The 18,581-nt window shown below is 38.8% G+C and carries 11 protein-coding genes; all 11 read right to left on the bottom strand.

Features of this window, described 5'->3' with window-relative positions; translation table 11 throughout:
* A complete protein-coding gene (locus JOD28_RS04635; RefSeq protein ID WP_204769704.1) occupies positions 1–636 on the bottom strand; it encodes a sugar transferase in 636 nt (211 codons plus the stop codon).
* A 15-nt stretch (positions 637–651) separates the two neighbouring features.
* The gene (map, locus tag JOD28_RS04630) at positions 652–1,440 is read right to left on the bottom strand and encodes a type I methionyl aminopeptidase (protein WP_204769703.1); all 789 of its coding nucleotides are present in this window, start codon (positions 1,438–1,440) and stop codon (positions 652–654) included.
* A gap of 153 nt (positions 1,441–1,593) precedes the next feature.
* A complete protein-coding gene (locus tag JOD28_RS04625) occupies positions 1,594–2,553 on the bottom strand; it encodes an ROK family glucokinase (RefSeq protein ID WP_204769702.1) in 960 nt (319 codons plus the stop codon).
* 135 nt (positions 2,554–2,688) lie between these two features.
* Complete coding sequence (locus tag JOD28_RS04620; protein WP_204769701.1) at positions 2,689–2,895, bottom strand: YqgQ family protein; 207 nt, start codon at positions 2,893–2,895, stop codon at positions 2,689–2,691.
* Complete coding sequence (locus JOD28_RS04615; RefSeq protein WP_204769700.1) at positions 2,892–3,581, bottom strand: rhomboid family intramembrane serine protease; 690 nt, start codon at positions 3,579–3,581, stop codon at positions 2,892–2,894. The genes JOD28_RS04620 and JOD28_RS04615 overlap by 4 nt, the downstream gene beginning before the upstream one ends.
* Positions 3,582–3,647: 66 nt before the next feature.
* On the bottom strand, positions 3,648–7,370 hold the full coding sequence (gene addA, locus JOD28_RS04610; RefSeq protein ID WP_204769699.1) for a helicase-exonuclease AddAB subunit AddA: 3,723 nt from the start codon (positions 7,368–7,370) through the stop codon (positions 3,648–3,650).
* Positions 7,348–10,884 carry a PD-(D/E)XK nuclease family protein gene (locus JOD28_RS04605; RefSeq protein ID WP_204769698.1) on the bottom strand — a complete coding sequence of 1,179 codons (3,537 nt, stop codon included), beginning with the start codon at positions 10,882–10,884 and terminating at the stop codon, positions 7,348–7,350. The genes addA and JOD28_RS04605 overlap by 23 nt, the downstream gene beginning before the upstream one ends.
* Before the next feature lie 120 nt (positions 10,885–11,004).
* Complete coding sequence (gene ntdP, locus JOD28_RS04600) at positions 11,005–11,574, bottom strand: nucleoside tri-diphosphate phosphatase (protein ID WP_204769697.1); 570 nt, start codon at positions 11,572–11,574, stop codon at positions 11,005–11,007.
* A gap of 68 nt (positions 11,575–11,642) precedes the next feature.
* A complete protein-coding gene (locus JOD28_RS04595; RefSeq protein ID WP_204769696.1) occupies positions 11,643–11,915 on the bottom strand; it encodes a hypothetical protein in 273 nt (90 codons plus the stop codon).
* A gap of 2 nt (positions 11,916–11,917) precedes the next feature.
* On the bottom strand, positions 11,918–12,715 hold the full coding sequence (gene recX / locus JOD28_RS04590) for a recombination regulator RecX (protein WP_204769695.1): 798 nt from the start codon (positions 12,713–12,715) through the stop codon (positions 11,918–11,920).
* 176 nt (positions 12,716–12,891) lie between these two features.
* On the bottom strand, positions 12,892–18,576 hold the full coding sequence (locus JOD28_RS04585; protein WP_204769694.1) for a MucBP domain-containing protein: 5,685 nt from the start codon (positions 18,574–18,576) through the stop codon (positions 12,892–12,894).
* Positions 18,577–18,581 lie beyond the last annotated feature (5 nt).

Below are 18,581 nucleotides of genomic sequence, written 5' to 3'. Positions count from 1 at the left end.
TCAATAGGCGCCTTCTGATTTAAATATCGCAATAACATTTCTAAATACAATACTAATATCGTAAAAAAAACCAGCATTTGCAACATACTCAAGTTCTATTTTTGTACGTTCTGGATATTCAATCAACGAGCGACCGCTTGCTTGCCATAACCCTAATGCACCTGGACGAACTGACAGAAAAAGATCGATATGATCGCCGTATTCCTTAAGCTCTTCAGCAACGATTGGCCGAGGACCAACCAAGCTCATATCACCGACTAACATATTCCAAAATTGTGGTAATTCATCAATTGTTGAGCGACGCAAAAAAGAGCCCAATTTTGTAATACGTGGATCTTCTTTTGTTGGCAGCTTATAACCACTTGCAACATATTTTTGATACAAAACAGTATCGGCCTTCAAAATTTCTTCAGCATTTGGCACCATCGATCGGAATTTATAAATATTAAATGGTTGCCCGTATCGACCAATACGTTTTTGTTCAAACAGTGCTGGCGATTTTGGACTATCTATTTTTAACAATACAAAAACAATCAAAAATATTGGTGACAGTATGATTAATCCAAGTAACGCAAAAACCACATCAATAATACGTTTGGCTATCAAATATGATTTATGTTTTGGCTTGATTTTCAAATTTCTTACTCACTTTTACAAATATTGTGCGTCAAATTCTGGGTCTTGACTTGTTAAAATTTTCGGTCCATCTTTTGTGATTGCTAAGGTATGTTCGTACTGAGCTGACCACGAACCGTCAGCCGTAGTTACTGTCCACCCATCTTCTTCAGTTTGGTCGGTATTGACTTCCCACCCACCAATATTAATCATTGGTTCAATCGTAATAACCATACCCTCACGCAATCGAATACCATGTCCTGGTTTACCATAGTGTGGTACCTGAGGTTCTTCGTGCATTGTTGGCCCGACACCATGACCAATATATTGTCGAACATCGCCATAGTTATTTTCGACTTCAGTATATTGTTGAATCGCATGACCAATATCACCGATACGATTACCAATAACAGCTTGATCAATACCTAAATACATCGACTTTTTTGTAACAGCCATTAACTTCTCAATTTCAGGTGACACTTGACCGACAGCATATGACCAAGCAGAGTCCGACACAGCACCGTTAAGTCCGACTACTGTATCAACTTTAACTAAATCACCTGATTTCAAGTGTAAGCCTTTACGAGGCAAACCATGTGCAACTTCATTATTCACGCTAATGGTAGTCGCGTATTTAAATCCTTCAAAACCGACTTGTAAGGCCACGCCACCATGGTTTTCAATATACTCACGTGACTTTGTTTCAATTTCCCAAGTATCAATACCTGGCTTAATTAAATCACGTAACATATGGTGCATGCCCGCAATAATTGCACCTGATTGACGCATCGCTTCAATTTCTCGTGGTGACTTTAAAGTTATCATGTTGTTTCTTCTTTCTATAAAACATCAATTTCAGTTAAAAATTTAAATAACAATTACCTTACATTATACCTTTTTTTAGAGGCTAACGTGCTATTTATTAAAAAGTGTATAAAAAAAGCAACCGTTTGGTCGCTCATGTCATGTACTTTAAAACTAAACGCGAGCCAGGTAAGCAGCGCCAATAACACCTGCATCATTACCTAATTCAGCCAACTTTACCCGTGTACTAGCGCGTACAGTTGGAAAAGCAAATGTTTGCCAATTTTTTTCAACACGTGCTCGCAAAAATTCACCCGCTGCAGCTACACCACCACCAATGATAACCGCAGAAGGATTAAGAATATTAGACATGGCCGCTGTTGCATAGCCCAAGTAATAAGCCACTTTGTTGACAACTTCATTGGCTAAGAAATCACCATTTTTGGCCAAATCAAACACAATTTTCGACGTTACTTCATCGCCATTAGAAATTAATTCTTTTAATTTAGATGAGCCAACATATTCCTCAGCAAAATCTTGTGCCAAATGAACAACTCCGGTGGCTGACGTATATTGTTCCAAGCAACCTCGGTTACCACAAGTACACAAATAACCGTTTGGTTCAACAACAACATGACCAATTTCACCACCCGCGCCAGCGGTACCATGAATTAATTGACCATTTGAAACTAAGCCACCACCAACGCCGGTTCCTAGAGTGATGAAGGATACCTCACCATCGTTATTACCTGCACCACGCCAAGCTTCTCCCAATGCAGCTGCATTGGCATCATTATCAATTGTAAGCGTAAATCCTGTACCGGCTTCAATATCTGCTTTAACCGCTTGTTCTGTTTTCCAATTTAAATTGAAGGCACCTGTTACCGTACCAGTTTGACGATTCACAGTTCCCGGTGTCCCCATGCCGATACCAATAATACGTTCTGCATCAAGTTGGTACAAATCAAGATGATGATTAATTGAATCAATAATATCTGGTACAATATGTGCCCCTTGATCAAATATATTTGTTTTAATTGACCATTTTTGTTGAATTTCGCCATTTTCAGTTAAAATAGCAAATTTGATTGTCGTGCCACCAAGGTCAACACCAATTAGTTTGTCTTTAGCCATGATATTAAAATGTTTAGTCTAAACCAGACTAAACACATTTCCTCCTCAAAATTGATTACCCACTCATTCTAACAGAAAACGCTTGCAAATTGCAAGCGTTTTCATGGTTTTCAGTAAGCAATCATAGATCTCAAATTAATCACTTGGTTGAGATTCTTCTAAACGATGTTCATGTGCCAAAATAAGTTTCATTGTAGCGTAATTCTTGTCACTAATCACATCAGCACGGTGCAAATTATCCACCTCTAGTGCAGCCATTTCAATATCCCATAAGCGCTTACCAACATGGATGTATACGCCAAATGATTTTAAAAACGTTAATATATCGTAAAAGTTTTTCACGTTACGCCACCTTTCGGAATAGCGGTTAGTATCAAAATAATAATGGTTACAACAATCATTGCTAGTCGCATCATTGGCGGATATTTGCCTGCCCGACCATAAAAACCGACGATAATCGTAAAGATCATGCCACCAATCAAACCACCAATATGACCCCACATATCAATTCCTGTTGTCGCAAAACCTGTCACTAAATTCAAAGCCACAAATAATATCATCACTGTGCCTTGAGAACGGATACGCGGATCATCTTTAAACTGTAGCGCATACAAAATCATACCGCCAAACAAACCAAACAGCGCAGAAGATGCACCCACAGACACCGTTAGGGGTGCAAATAGGTACGACAATATATTGCCAATGATGCCACCAAACAAGTATAGAAAAAGAAATTTACGACTACCAAATGCAGATTCAACAAGTGGTCCAATAAACCATAACGTCAGCATATTAGTGAAGATATGCATAAAACCAGCATGTAAAAATAATGGTGTGACTAATCTCCAATAGTCATGATGCAGCTTAATATAGGGTCCCCATTTAGCGCCTAATACGACGAGTAGTCGCCCGTCATCAGTTTGTCCACCCCCGATAATAAGTTCTACAATGAAAATAAGAACCGTTAATATCAAAATGCTAACCGTTATCGGCGCTTGTTTGAATTGTTGTTTAAAAGATATTATCATGGTTCTATTTTACACTATTCTAGCAGTACATGTTTATTTATCATAACAATGATCGTCTTCTGTGATTCAAATGCGTGTGTCAATGCCAATAACACGTCCAATGCTTAAAACGACTAGTTGTGGTGTGTTGAAAGTATACTCAGGATATTCTTGTCGTAACGCCTGCTCATACAACCGCAACTGCCCTTTATAGCGGGCAATTATTTTCTGTAAATCCTCTTCAATACGATTATGACGAACAAAATCAGTTTTATAATCAAAAATAGTGATCACTTTAGTCAATTCATCAATAAAATAACCATCAATAATACCATGGACAAGTATGGGTTCATCATCGGTCAAATTTCTATAGATTTGATTGGCAGGTATAATCATCGCAAATGTTGCCTCACGCCGCAATGTATCCACATGTCGTATTAATTGTTGTGCAAACGATGTCTCTAAGAAATGGATCAAACTATCAATGTTAATCAAAGCCGCCACTTGCGGTAGAATACGATGACTAGCCACTAATTCATCTCGTAACTTTTCCAATGTTTGCTGTGTTTGCACGGCTTTAAAATCAACCAGTTGCAATATGAGATGTGTGCCAACACCCACAGCAGCACTTGAAGGTTTTTTTGACCCATCTGTCATGAATTCTGGTAACGCAAGTGACTGGTTAACTAGCACATTAGCTGCTTTAAAGTCACCCGTTTCTAACACATCGACTGTTTGTAAATCGGGGCGATCAGGGTCTTCAAATAATCGTTTCATTTCACTAACCGACTGATAAGCTGCCGTATAACTCGCATTTTGATTGCTGTAGTCATAGGTCATAATCTTTTTCGCCTGTGCAAAGTCATTTATGCTGTAAGACGCATTTTCAGGTTGATCTGTTTTGGCACTGTCTGTGTCATACACTACTGACTTAATTTGCGTATCATTAATCAAATTAATCGTTATTTGTCCGTCTAATAATGTTTCTGATCCGACCAATCGTGGTAATTCACCATCACCTAACCAGGATTCTAAGGTCTGGTTTTTTGTACGGGCAAGACTAATAACTAGCCAATCTAAATAAGATTTAGCCGATAAACGTAAGTCTTCTGCTAAGAACTGACCGCTTGTTTTTTTTGCCCGTTGCCATAGTTCGGTGAGTCGCGCACTTTGTCCATCATCATCAACTTTGACAGAGCCAATAATATACAACTGCTGCTCTGCGCGCGTTAAAGCAACGTAGAGTAGTCGCATCTCTTCTGACCAACTTTGCCGTTTCAATGCTTGCTGCACAGTTAATTTTTGTAAAGTAGGCATTGAAACCAAAGCATCTGGTTGCATGTAATCCATGCCAATACCTGCATCTTTTTGGATTAAAACTTTACCAGTCAAATCTTTCGTATTAAAAGCCTTATCAAACTCAGGCAAGAAAACAATTGGGAACTCCAGTCCTTTAGAAGCATGAATTGTCATGATACGCACAGCCTGTACATCAGCTTCTTGTGGTGCTTCTCCAAGTTGTCCGTCGTTATCTTGTAACTGTTCAATGTATCGTACAAATCGAAATAGACCAGCGTTATTATTAGTTTGATATGTTCGTGCATAATCATATAAGGCATGTAAATTGGCCTGCCTTTGCGCTCCGCCAGGCATACCTGCAACATAGTCTAACCATGCTGTATCATCAAATATTGTCCAAATAAGCGTCACTAGGTCATTTTGAGTTGCAAGTAGATGCCATTTTTGAAATGAATCACGTATCACTTTACCACGCGCATCATTTTTTGAAAATTCTTGTAGTGCGGTCCAAAAATCATGTTTTTGGTCTGTCAATCGAATAGCTGCTAAATCATTTTCCGTTAAATTAAACATGGGAGATCGCAGTACAGCGACAAGTGGCACGTCTTGATGCGGGTTATCAACAACACGCAATACATCTAACATTAAATAAATTTCCATCGTTTGAAAATAATTACCAACAGAATCCACTTGAACAGGAATACCTGCTTGCCGCAAGGTAGCGACAAGATCAATGTACCCAGCCTTTGATCTTGTTAAAATAGCAATGTCCGCATATTCAACAGGACGCATGCCTGCTGGATTATTTTTTCGGTCATATATCGTTGTTTGACGTAATTTTAAAATTTTATCAGCAAGTCGTGCATACTGCGCTTGCCGTTTTTCAAACGCCGGGTCGTCATCCGACGTCTCATCCTGATTGCTTTCTGAAGCCGTTGTCGTGATTATATCGACATCAAATACCGCAGGAACATCTACTGGGTAAGCCGCTTTTGGCACTAGTCTTGCTTCCCCTAAGTAAGCAATGTCACCTAGTTTTTCATCCATTAACTGTGTAAATATTAAATTAGTGACCTGCGTGACATTATTTTGAGAACGGAAATTATCAGCTAACTCGATGCGGCTATCGTCATTACTTGCTTGTGCGAAACGCTTATACTTTTGTGTGAATAATGACGGTTCCGCTTGCCGAAAACCATAAATACTCTGCTTGACATCACCCACCATATACATGTTTTGACCATTAGACACTTGAGACAATAACGTCTCTTGTAACTGATTAATATCTTGATACTCGTCAACTAATATTTCAGAAAACTGCCCACTCACTGTCTTTTGTGTCGCATCGTCTGCTAAAATTTGAAGTGCCAAGGCACCTAAATCAGGGAAATCAACTAATTTGGCTGTTCTTTTTGCTTTGGCAAATGCTTCCCGAAATGTTTGTGTTAATAGCATGAGCGTTTGCGTGAGTTGATTAGCATCATACTGTATTGATAGCCAATTTTTTTCATTGAATCGAAAAAAAGTATCTGCCAAGTTTTTAATATCTGATTTAGAACCAATAATTTTATTTTTAACAGTAGTTGCTTGGGATAAAATCGCCAACATTTCCGGCTCTTCTTTTACCCCTTTACTCGCTTTTGTCTCTATGCTGATTTTAGGCGATTGCATGATTTGATCACGGATAACATCCCATTTTCCTTCAACTAAACAACTTTCAATGCTATTTAGATAGGTTATCATGTCCAAGAAACCAGCTTGCGTTTTTTTAAACTCTGGTATGCCATCAGTCAGTATTTGGATGTCTTTGGCAGCGGCCAGTAGCTGATTAATCGTATTTTCAACAATAGGCCGTATCTCATGACGGTACATATGTGATTGCGTCAAATCACTGGCATGAGTCAAATCGTCTTCACGCAAACTTTGCAGCCAAGCTGAACCATCTGGGCGTGCTTCAGCAAAGTCAGCTAACTTTAAAACAATATTTTGTAATTGATCATCATGGGAGGGATCACCAAAATTAGTGACTAAAGCTAGAAAATTGACATGTTGCACATGTGTTTCTTCATAAAATTCTGAAAACACATCATTTAGAACATCTTGACGAAGCATATCGCGCTCCGCGGTATCTGATAGCAAGCGAAACTGTGGGTCCAAACCAATCACATGATAATAATTTTCAATCAGTCTTAGGGCATAGGCGTCAATTGTCGAGATATTAGCTGCCGGCAATAACAGTAATTGTTCTTGTAAAAACCGTTTTAAATGTTCATCAGCAGTTTGTAGGCGTTTTTCAATAGCTATTTCAAGCCTCTCTCGCATTTCATTGGCAGCCGCATGCGTAAACGTAACGATTAGAAAATTTTCAACACTGGTGCCGGCCAATATTTTTTGAATTAAACGTTCAATTAGAACAGTTGTTTTCCCTGATCCTGCAGAGGCAGCAACCAAAATGTTATGTCCTGTCTCCTGAACCGCACGTTGTTGGTTAATCGTAAATTGTGTCGCCATGATCGTCACGCTCCCTCAAATTTTTTAATATATTCGCTTTCCCTTTGGGTGCTTCTGGTCGATAGCTGTCTCCCAAGGAACGATCAAACCGTAAAATATCAGCAAAAGGCGTGTAACGTAAGCTCGCTATTGTCGGTTCTAAGGGGAATAAGCCCGCTAAGATGTGTTCTCCTGCACGATTAATATTATCACGATTACGACTCAGTAATAATTCAAAGTCATCTGGATCTACAAAGTCACTATTGGCATAAAGTGCACCATCATTTTTTCTTTTTAATTGGTAAAATTGTGAGGCATTATTGTCGTCTGAATAATCTAAACTATCAATGTAATCTTCTTCTGAAACAAATAATCCGCGATATTTAAACATATCTGGTTTGACGTTTCCATCTAACAATTCATCTATATCACCCTTGAAATTTGCAATAAGCTGTTTTTCAGGCGCAATTTGCGCAAAAAAAGCCCCGCCAATTGTTTCAACGCCCAGAAGTTGAGCATTCATTTGTGCCGCTTGCCAATAAGTTAGCAGTTGCATCTGCAAACCGTCAAATGCTTGTCCCCAATCAAATTGTTTTCCACTGGATTTATAATCAATAATCGTACCAAAAACATGTGCTTGATCTTGTATATCCAAACGGTCAATTTTACCACGGACCTGAATATTAACCTTACCACGTGAAAACTTTAGCGGTGGTAATGACGATTGACTTGGAAAACCAAACAGTTGTTCAACGTGGCTTGGCTTGGCTGAATTAACACGCGCGGATCGCTGTAAATTCATCAAAAGCGTCGCACTCACGTGCTGTAAATAATCACGCGTTGCACGCATCTTACCATTTTCTTGCAATAAATGATACTCAGGAGATTGCAATTCTTCAACCATTTTTTGTTGCACTAACATCAGCAAGTTTGGCGTTGTGATGTCACGCAAACTCATGTTTTCTTGAATGATTGCTTTCAAAACACCTTCCAAAACTGCATGATATAAGGTCCCCGTTTGTGCCACGTCTAATTCATTGGTGGCACGCTCTTTTAATTTCAAACCATATTGAATAAAATATCCCAATGGATTACGATAATAGCTTTCTAATTGCGAGATGGAAACATTCAACTGGTCACCAAACAAAGCACGCACAAATTCTGGTTTTAGAACTTGTGGCGTGTTTTTATAGTTTGGCGCTGACAAAACACGTGTTAATCGGTCGTTTTGAGTGTCTGAGATGATATTTTGTATGGCTTTAAAAGCTGCTGTTGTCCGTTGCGTTGGTAAAATCTTAACGAGTTCAGAGAGCGTTGCCCGTGAAGTCCCAATATATCTTTTCAATAAATCAGCACTATTTTTTGGCGTGCTTGCCACTTTGTCGACATTAACGTCAAAGGTATCAATTAGTCGTTTAAAAAAAGGTGACATTTCTGAAATTCTACCGTTGGCTTCCAGAATAGGGTATGACAAAGTCAGATTATCTGTTGTTGCTGACAGTGCACCATAAAATAATAAATTTTCTTCCGCCATTTGCTGTTGTGCTGTATTTTGCAAATATTTTGAGACGCCTGCCTCTTTTAAAGCCGGTTGTACAATGAGTCTCTCGGCGTCATTAATTAATGCTGTTGTTTTGGTCTGTGCTGGTAAATTAGATCGTGTGCCACCCATAAAAAAGAGTTGTTTATAGTGATTATTTTGAACAATACCTGCTTCAGAAATTGTTAATTGATCTAAATTATTGGGAATACCTGAAAACTTAGCGCCGGAGAACCCTGCAGATAAAACATCTTTAAATACATTTAAGTCAAACGGTTCATCCCCATTAATTTCAACAATCTCATCTAGAGTTTGTGTCAATAACTGCCACACTTCTTCGCCTTGTCGTGATCGGGTTAATTCACCGGTCAGAATCAAAGTATCACGTTGTTCTATAATTGCATCAACAACATGAAAATTTTGTAACCAAATAACCAAATTTGTAGCCGCTTCTCGCATCGTTTTTGCCTGATCTAACGCAACTTGTAACGCATCAAACGCAGTCAACACGAACCGGCGTAATGTTTCAATTCGACGATTAATCACAACGTCATCAGAAGCAATCGTTGCATCATCATCATCAATTTGACCAACAACTGTGAATAGTTCAAAGGGCTTTTCTAAATTACGCCAAGTTTGTTCATAAGGTCGATTTGCATACAAATAATTATCAAAATAACTCACCACATCAAAAAACTCATCTTCGGGCACTAAATTTGTTTCATTATAGGGCCGCAATAAACTTGTTTTCAAAATCGTCATCACATTTTGATATTGAAATCTGTCTTTTGCTGGTGAAAGTAAATTTAAAATTAATTCAACCAAAGGATGATTTGCCATTTTCTGATCTGTATCTAAAAAATAAGGTAAGTCAAATTGTGACATCACTTCGGGAATATGTGCTGTATAGGGCGTTAAATCACGAGCTAAAATTAAAATATCGCGCAATCGTAGTGTGGGTTGTTCAACCAAAAGGCGCCTGACACGCCGTGCAATTTCTTGCATTTCAACAACGGTATTTTCTGCTACAAATGCCTGTAATTCAACATCGTCTACCTCCCCATTAAAAGCACGATATTCTCCCAGATTTTCCCAAGCCGACAATACTTGATTCACAGTATGACTAAGCAATCTTGTTTTTTTTGCGGCTGTAATTTCTACTGGTTGTTCAAATTGTTTTGTTAAGTAAACAAGCTGTTGTGCCGTTTGCATTGGTTTGTTAAATACATCTCCTGCCTGCTGATGTCCTAATTTTTTAGCATCACCCAATAAAGCGATTGTCACTGGATAACGCGCCAAAAGTTGACGCACAACTTGCATTTCAGCACTCGTAAAGCCATTAAAGTTATCTAAGTAAAAGGCCACATTTTCTAACTTAACAGATGCCAATTGCGTTGCAAAAAAAGACAACACCTCTTGTTGTGTGATACGTTCCGTACCAATTTTACGCGCTAAAGCATCGGACACAATTGCCAAATCACGTAACTTACTAGCAAGTGTTTGACGTAAAAAAGTATCATCGTGACTCTCATCATTTAAAATTTGTAATAAATCTTGTGGTGAAATATGACTGGCGCGTAATTCAACGAGTTGCTTAACTAATGCTGAAATGAAACCACTTTTAGACTGCATACGTGCAAAAACTGGCAACTGTGCTGCATAATCACGTAAAATATCAGAAACTATAATAAACAAACCTGTATTTTGAATGATATTTGGTTGCGCATCAGGCATATCTTTTAATAACGCCCACGCTAATCGTGTTAACGAATATACTTGTAACCGGCTTTGCGCATAAAATTGCTTGTTCGGCGTCTGTCCATTCAAAATAGCAAATTGTTTTAAAACGTCAACTTCACTATCAAATTTAACATGATTGGGAACAATGTAATAAACTGTTAAATTAGGATTTTGTTGTAGATTTTTTTGCACATCTTCTAGTAAACTGACACGTAGGTCAGCGCGTGCATGATTCATATAAATTTTAAGTGCCATAATATGCCTCTTTCATCAACGACCTTTGAATGCTTATCCTTGTATTTTATTCTTAGGCTATTCATTATTCTATTTTATCACACAAAAAAACACGCAAATCACTGCGCGCTTCTTTTTTCATTAACGACGATCTTTGAGGCGTTGTTGCATCAAATGCTGATATCTCGCATACCAAATATCAATATAACCTTGTGAAAAAGGGCCTGTTTCGTCATTAATCCAATCAACTAAAATTTTAACATGTGCTTTTAAGATTTTGTCGATTTCTGGTGGATAATGCCATTTTTTGCTATGAACAGCATATTCATCTGCATCAAGTAAATGTTTTTCTCCATCTGGAAAGACTTTGACATCTAGATCGTAATCTATATATTTTAACGCCTCTTTGTCTAGGACATAGGGTGACGCCAAATTACAGTAGTACGAAACGCCATTATCACGTATCATTGCAATAATATTAAACCAATACTTTTTGTGAAAGTAAACAATAGCAGGCTCTCTGGTTACCCAGCGACGACCATCATCTTCAGTTACTAAAGTATGATCATTTAATCCAATAATCGCGTTTTCACTAGTTTTTAAAACCATGGTATCGCGCCAAGTTCGATGCAACGAGCCATCATGTTTGTAACTTTTGATCGTAATGAAATCTCCTTCGCGGGGACCGCGATTCGACTTATCAAAACCCATGACAATACCTACTCTTCTAACACCGAATTTCTATTTAATTGTATCAAATTTCACGATTAAATGATAGACTACAAGTCATTGCGATGATTATTACCACGGAAAAAATGTTGCGTATTTGTTTTTTGGTTAGCTTTTTTAGCAGATATAAGCTGCTTTTGTAACTGTACAATAATTAATTTTACATTAGGTAATTGACTTTCTAATGTTTTGATTTGTTGACGCACATAGTTATCAGTAACGTCTACCGTTTGTAAGCGTCGTAATTCTTGTGTCATCTTATCCGCTTGTTGCTCTGCGACTGATAATTTTGTTTGTATCACTTTTGGATCATAAAACTGCATGATTAAGACTCACTTTCAAGCGCTAACATGATGATATCAATGGTTTCACGATGATACCCCTTAGTATAAAGATGACTTTTTGTCTTATACTGCCGCTGACTCAGTGGCTCATTCCGATAGCGATGCCAGAGCTTTTCGGCTTGCCTTTTAATATTGTCAAACTCAGTCACATCATCATTTCCAAAATCAAGTTCTGAGATAACAGATTGCCCAACATCAAAGGAAAAGCCTTTGTTCGCCAATGCTTGAATAATTTTTTGCTGCTTAGCACGCGTAGATTCTCGTTTGTAGGTATTAGCAAATTTCGTCGCCATTTTTTGCGCAATTTCAATTTGCTCTTCGTAAGTATAGGTTTCGAGCGCCACCACAATGTCATCTTCCAATATGCCTGCCTGCTTCAAATCCATTTTTATAGCATTTGGCCCTTTAGGACTGATTAATTTTTTGGTTGCGACATAATGCCTTGCATAATTAGCATCATCAAGATATCCTAGATTTTTTAACTGTGTAATCGCCTGATCCTGTATCGTTTCCGAAACCGCCTTTTCAGTTAATTTTTGTTTCACTTGTTTAATTGTTCGTAAGGCATGGCCTAAGTAATTGATTGCGATATTAAATGCCTTGGCAACTTCATCATCGTGTTTGATTTGTTCAATTAATACATCGTCAAGTTCACGTCCCTTTGCCAAACCATATTTAATTAACACACTTTCAGACACACCAAACGCAAACTGCTTGTCCAAATCAATGCTATAACGCCCTGCTTTTTTTTGTGTGGCAATTTTTGTGATTGTTTTCATACTTCTATTGTACGAAAAAAAGCACCGAAGTGCTTATCTTTTTTGCAATTAGCATGTCAATAGTGATATCAAAATGACTGTTTACTTGATTAGTCCAGCCCAAGTTTCAAGATTTACAGGATTAGTCATATCAATCACAAATTTGCCATCGGCAAGAGCTTCTTCATGACTGAACGTTATTTATTTTTACGTTTTTTGTCAAACAGCGTTAATCCTATTGTTGACAATGCCAATCCAAGAATCATCGTGATTTTATTATGAGGCTGTGTCTCTTCACCAGTTTTAGGTAACTGTTTTACAGACTTTTCAAGAACTTCTTTTTTGATTAAGTTGCCACTTTGTGCCTTATCTTGCATTACCTGGTTATTATTCAAAACAAACTCATGATCATCCTGTTTTTGATTTGAATTTTTTTCAACAACCTTCTCTTCAGGTTTTGTACCTTGATCCTTAGCATAAACATACGTTGTATCCGTTGTCTTGCCTGTATCATACTTACCTGTTTCGTCACCCGTTGTCTTTGTTGGTACTAAGTGATAGCCCGGAATTTCGGCTGGTGTGGTTGTATAATCGGTATCTTTTTGTCCTTGAGTTTGTTCTGCTGGCACTAAGACATTACCATCTTCATCAACGTAATTAGTTGTGTGTTGACCTTGTTTACCGTAGACATAAGTCACTTCTTTGGTTTCGCCGTTTTCTGGATATTGACCTGCAACGTCACCCGTTGTTTTTGTTGGAACAAGGTCGTAACCGTCAATTGACTTTGGTGTCGCTGTGTAATCTGCACCACTGTCCTTGGTTGATGAATCGGATGGTGATAACATATTGCCGTTTTCATCGACATAATTGACAACTAAGCTACCTTGATCCTTGGCGTAGACATACGTTGTATCCGTTGTCTTGCCAGTATCATATTTACCAACTTCGTCGCCGGTTGTCTTGTCGGGTACTAAGTGATAGCCAGGGACTTCGGCTGGTGTTGTCTGATAATCTGTATCTTTCGGTCCTTGAGTCTGCTCTGTTGGTACAAGCGTCTTACCATCTTCATCCACATAATTTGTTGTATGTTGACCTTGTTTACCGTAGACGTAGGTTACTTCAGCTGTTTGCCCATCTGCTGGATATTGACCATTTATGTTGCCGGTTGTTTTTGATGGAACAAGATCGTAACCGTCAATGTTCTTTGGTGTCGTTGTGTAATCTTGGTTTGTATCAGCTGTTGTCTTGTCTGCTGGTGATAACACTGCACCACTTTCATCGACATAGTTGACAATCAAGTTACCCCGATCTTTGGCATAAACATATGTGGTATCTGTTGTCTTACCTGTATCGTACTTGCCTGTTTCATCGCCCGTTGCCTTTTCAGGTACTAAGTGATAGCCTGGAATTTCGGCTGGTGTCGTTGTATAATCTGTGTCTTTCGGTCCTTGAGTCTGCTCTGTAGGCACCAACACATTTCCATCTTCATCAACGTAATGAGTAGTATGTTGGCCTTGTTTGCCATAAACATAGGTTACTTCTTTGGTTTTACCGTTTTCTGGATATTGACCTGCAACGTCACCGGCTGTCTCGCTTGGTACAAGATCATAACCGTCGATTGACTTTGGTGCTGTTGTGTAAGCTTGGTTGGTATCAGCTGTTGACTTGTCTGATATTGCCAACGCATTTCCGTCTTCATCCACATAATTCACAATCAAGTTACCTTGATCTTTGGCATAGACATACGTCGTATCTGTCGTCTTACCTGTATCGTACTTTCCTGTTTCATCACCTGTTGTCTTGCTTGGTACTAAGTGATAACCTGGCACTTCGGCTGGCTTTGTCTTGTAATCGGTATCTTTTGGACCTTGAGTCTGTTCAGCCGGCACTAAGTCATTACCATTTTCATCGACGTAATTAGTTGTGTGTTGACCTTGTTTACCGTAGACATAGGTTACTTCTTTGGTTGCGCCGTCATTTGGATATTGACCTGTAACGTCACCAGTTGTCTTGTTTGGTATGAGATCATAACCAACAATATCTTTTGCTACGGTTGTATAATTTTCACCACTGCCTTTCGTTGATGATTCGGCTGGTGATAACACCACGCCGTTTTCATCGACATAGTTGACAACCAAGTTACCTTGATCTTTGGCGTAGACATACGTGGTATCCGTTGTCTTGCCAGTATCATACTTGCCAGTTTCGTCGCCTGTTGTCTTACCAGGTACTAAGTGGTAACCAGGAATTTCAGCTGGTGTGGTTGTATAATCGGTATCCTTTGGCCCATTCGTTTGTTCAGCTGGAATTAATTCTTTTCCATCTTCGTTCACATAATTAGTAGTATGTTGACCTTGTTGACCGTAAACATACGTTACTTCTTTAGTCTCACCATCGTTTGGATATTGACCTGCAACGTCACCGATTGTCTTGCTTGGCACAAGATCATAACCGTCAATTGATTTTGGTGTGACTGTATAATTTTCACCACTGTCCTTGGTTGATGAATCGGCTGGTGATAACACTGCACCACTTTCATCGACATAGTTGGCAATCAAGTTACCCCGATCTTTGGCATAAACATATGTGGTATCTGTTGTCTTACCCGTATCATACTTACCGGTTTCGTCACCGGTTGTCTTTTCTGGTACGACATGATAACCAGGAATTTCAGTTGGGGTCGCTGTATAATCGGTATCCTTTGGTCCATTCGTTTGTTTAGCCGGAACTAGAACATTCCCATCTTCGTCAACGTAATTTGTGGTATGTTGGCCTTGTTGACCATAGACATACGTTACTTCAGCTGTTTGACCATCAGCTGGATACTGGCCATTTGTGTTGCCAATTGTTTTCGCTGGAATTAAATCGTAACCGTCAATTAACTTTGGGATCGTTGTGTAATCTTGATTAGTATCAGCTGTTGACTTGTCTATTGTTGCTAACGCATTGCCGGATTCATCCACATAGTTGACTATTAGATTTCCTTGATCCTTGGCATAGACATACGTTGTTTCTGTTGTCTTACCTGTATCATACTTACCCGTTTCGTCGCCAGTTGTTTTTTCTGGTACTAAATGATAACCAGGCACTTCGGCTGGCGTTGTCTTGTAACCGGTATCCTTTGGTCCCTTAGTCGTGTCTGTTGGTACAAGAGTGTTACCATCTTCGTCAACGTAATTTGTCGTATGTTGACCTTGTTGACCATAAACATACGTTACTTCTTTGGTCTCACCATCTGCTGGATATTGACCATTTTTATCCCCGGTTGTCTTTGTTGGTATCAGATCGTAACCGTCAATTAACTTTGGTGCTGTTGTATAAGCTTCACCACTGTCCTTAGTTGATGAATCGGCTAGTGATAACACCACGCCATTTTCGTCAACGTAATTGACAACAAGATTTCCTTGATTTTTGGCATAAACATACGTTGTATCTGTTGTCTTATCCGTATCATACTTACCCGTTTCGTCGCCAGTTGTCTTTTCCGGTACTAAGTGGTATCCAGGAATTTCGACTGGTGTCGTTTTATAATCTGAATCTTTTGGTCCTTGAGTTTGTTCAGAGGGCACTAGTCCGTTACCAGATTCATCCACATAATTAGTCGTATGTTGACCTTGCTTGCCATAGACATAGGTTACTTCTTTGGTTTCGCCGTCCTTTGGATATTGACCTGTGACGTCGCCGGTTGTCTTGGTTGGTACAAGATCGTAACCGTCAATTGACTTTGGTGCTGTTGTGTAATCTGCACCACTGTCCTTAGTGGACGAATCTTTCACAGCAATTACTTGACCACTTTCGTCAACGTAGTTGACAATCAAGTTACCTTGATCTTTAGCATAGACATACGTTGTATCTGTTGTCTTACCCGTATCATACTTACCTGTTTCAGCACCAGTTGTCTTGGTTGGTACTAAGTGATAGCCTGGCACTTCGGCTGGTGTTGTTTGGTATTCGGTATCTTTTTTTCCTTGAGTCGTGTCTGTTGGTACAAGTGTCTTACCATCTTCATCCACATAATTAGTCGTATGTTGACCTTGTTTGCCATAGACATAGGTTACTTCTTTGGTTTCACCATCTGCTGGATATTGGCCAGCAACGTCACCGGCTGTCTTGGTTGGTACAAGATCATAACCGTCAATGGACTTTGGTGTTGTTGTGTAATCTTGGTTAGTATCAGCTGTTGACTTGTCTGCTGTTGTCAAAGCATTACCATCTTCATCGACATAGTTGACAACCAAGTTACTCTGATCCTTGGCATAAACATGAGTGATTTCGTTATTGCCGTCAACATAGACGCCATCTGCCTTTCCTAACGTTGTTACCAAATGATATCTTGGAATTTGAACAGCTTGTGTTATACCAGTGTTATAGTTATCTCCTATTATCCCAATATCTGCCTTTGAAGGAATTAATTGATTACCTTCTTGATCTTGAAAGTTAACACTTAATGGTTCTTCATACTTCATTGTTGACAATAGTGAAGGGTCTACTTTACTACCTTGACCTAATTGTACTTCACCATCATTATTTTTTTTAGTGCCAATCGTGGCGATAGAATAATCAAACCCTTCTTTAGGGATATCCATTTCAAACAACACAGTGACTCTTTTTTCATTAACTGGTAATGTTGCTGCCTTAGCATCCGATACATCAGATGGATCATTGTATTTTCTGGTCACAGCTAAATAACCATCATCAGTTTTTTGATAGGCCAACTGTGACTCATTGTCCACGTATACTTTCTTAATCACAGAATCTGTGATTTCAATCGCTTCGCTTGCATCAATATCTGATACGCCAAAATGAATTGACACAGCAGTCGCTTCAACTATGCCCTTTGAAATTGCTTCGTCAGGTGTCAATTGTTCATTTTGATCAGCGTAGTTAATATCTTTAAAAAATTGAATGTGCGTGTTGAAAAAGTTTCCCAATTGCGCCATCTGCCAGCCAGATCCTACATTCAATAAGGTTGTCCCACCACCGTCAATGGAACCTTTAATACCTAAAGCAATCATGGATTGCTCGTTCCCATAATTAACTGATTGCAGCGTCCATTTCATATCATATGATTCATATTTGTTCGTATCTTGATTTTTAATACGCATCACATCTTTTGCATAAAAGTAGGTATTTCGGCCTAAATCAGATGTCTTCAGTAACCGTGAATGTCCTGAAGAGCTATGTCCCGGATACTCTGAATTAGGCGCTTTTGCTGTCCCTAAACTATCATCATCTTGTAACGTACCAATATCAACTTTTTGCCCATTCACATACAAAGATAAATCACTAGATTGTTTTAATACCGGTGTTGGATTGTAACCGTCAGTAAAAGTTGTTGTCTGTAAAAGGTCCTTAGTTTCTGTTTTATCATACTTTTTAATAGATTGACCGTTTGTATCCGGCCAATACTCACCTGCTTCATTACTAACAGGGTTGTTATCGGAATTATTAGTTTGCGCAGATTTATCTCGTTCCCAAATTGTTTGCGTATCACTAGTTGTTTGATCTAATGTCTGACTACTTTTCAATGTTTTAACAACTAGATCCTTGCTAGGTTCTACAACATCCGCTGATGATTTTGTTGTTGACTCGGCTGTAGCTACCGTTTGATTATCTACTGACGACTTTGCTGCCTCATCAGTCGATTGTGTTTGTTCATTTACTGGCGTCTTTGATGTCTCATCAATCGATTGTGTTTGTTCATTTATTGACGATTTTTGCTCGGTTTCATTCTGATTAGTTGACAGACTGGCATTAGCCGCTTCACCGTTAGTATCTGCGGAAACTGTTGTACTAACAATCATACCACCAGCTACAATTGCTGCTGTTAGCCACAACTTACCAGATTTATACAGTTTAATAATCTTCTTTTGATTCTCCATTAAAT

The organism is Leuconostoc rapi, assembly GCF_016908715.1.
GTDB classification, from domain to species: Bacteria; Bacillota; Bacilli; order Lactobacillales; family Lactobacillaceae; genus Leuconostoc; species Leuconostoc rapi.
Note: the sequence above shows the minus strand (reverse complement) of the source record. Positions and strands in the feature narration are given on the sequence as shown.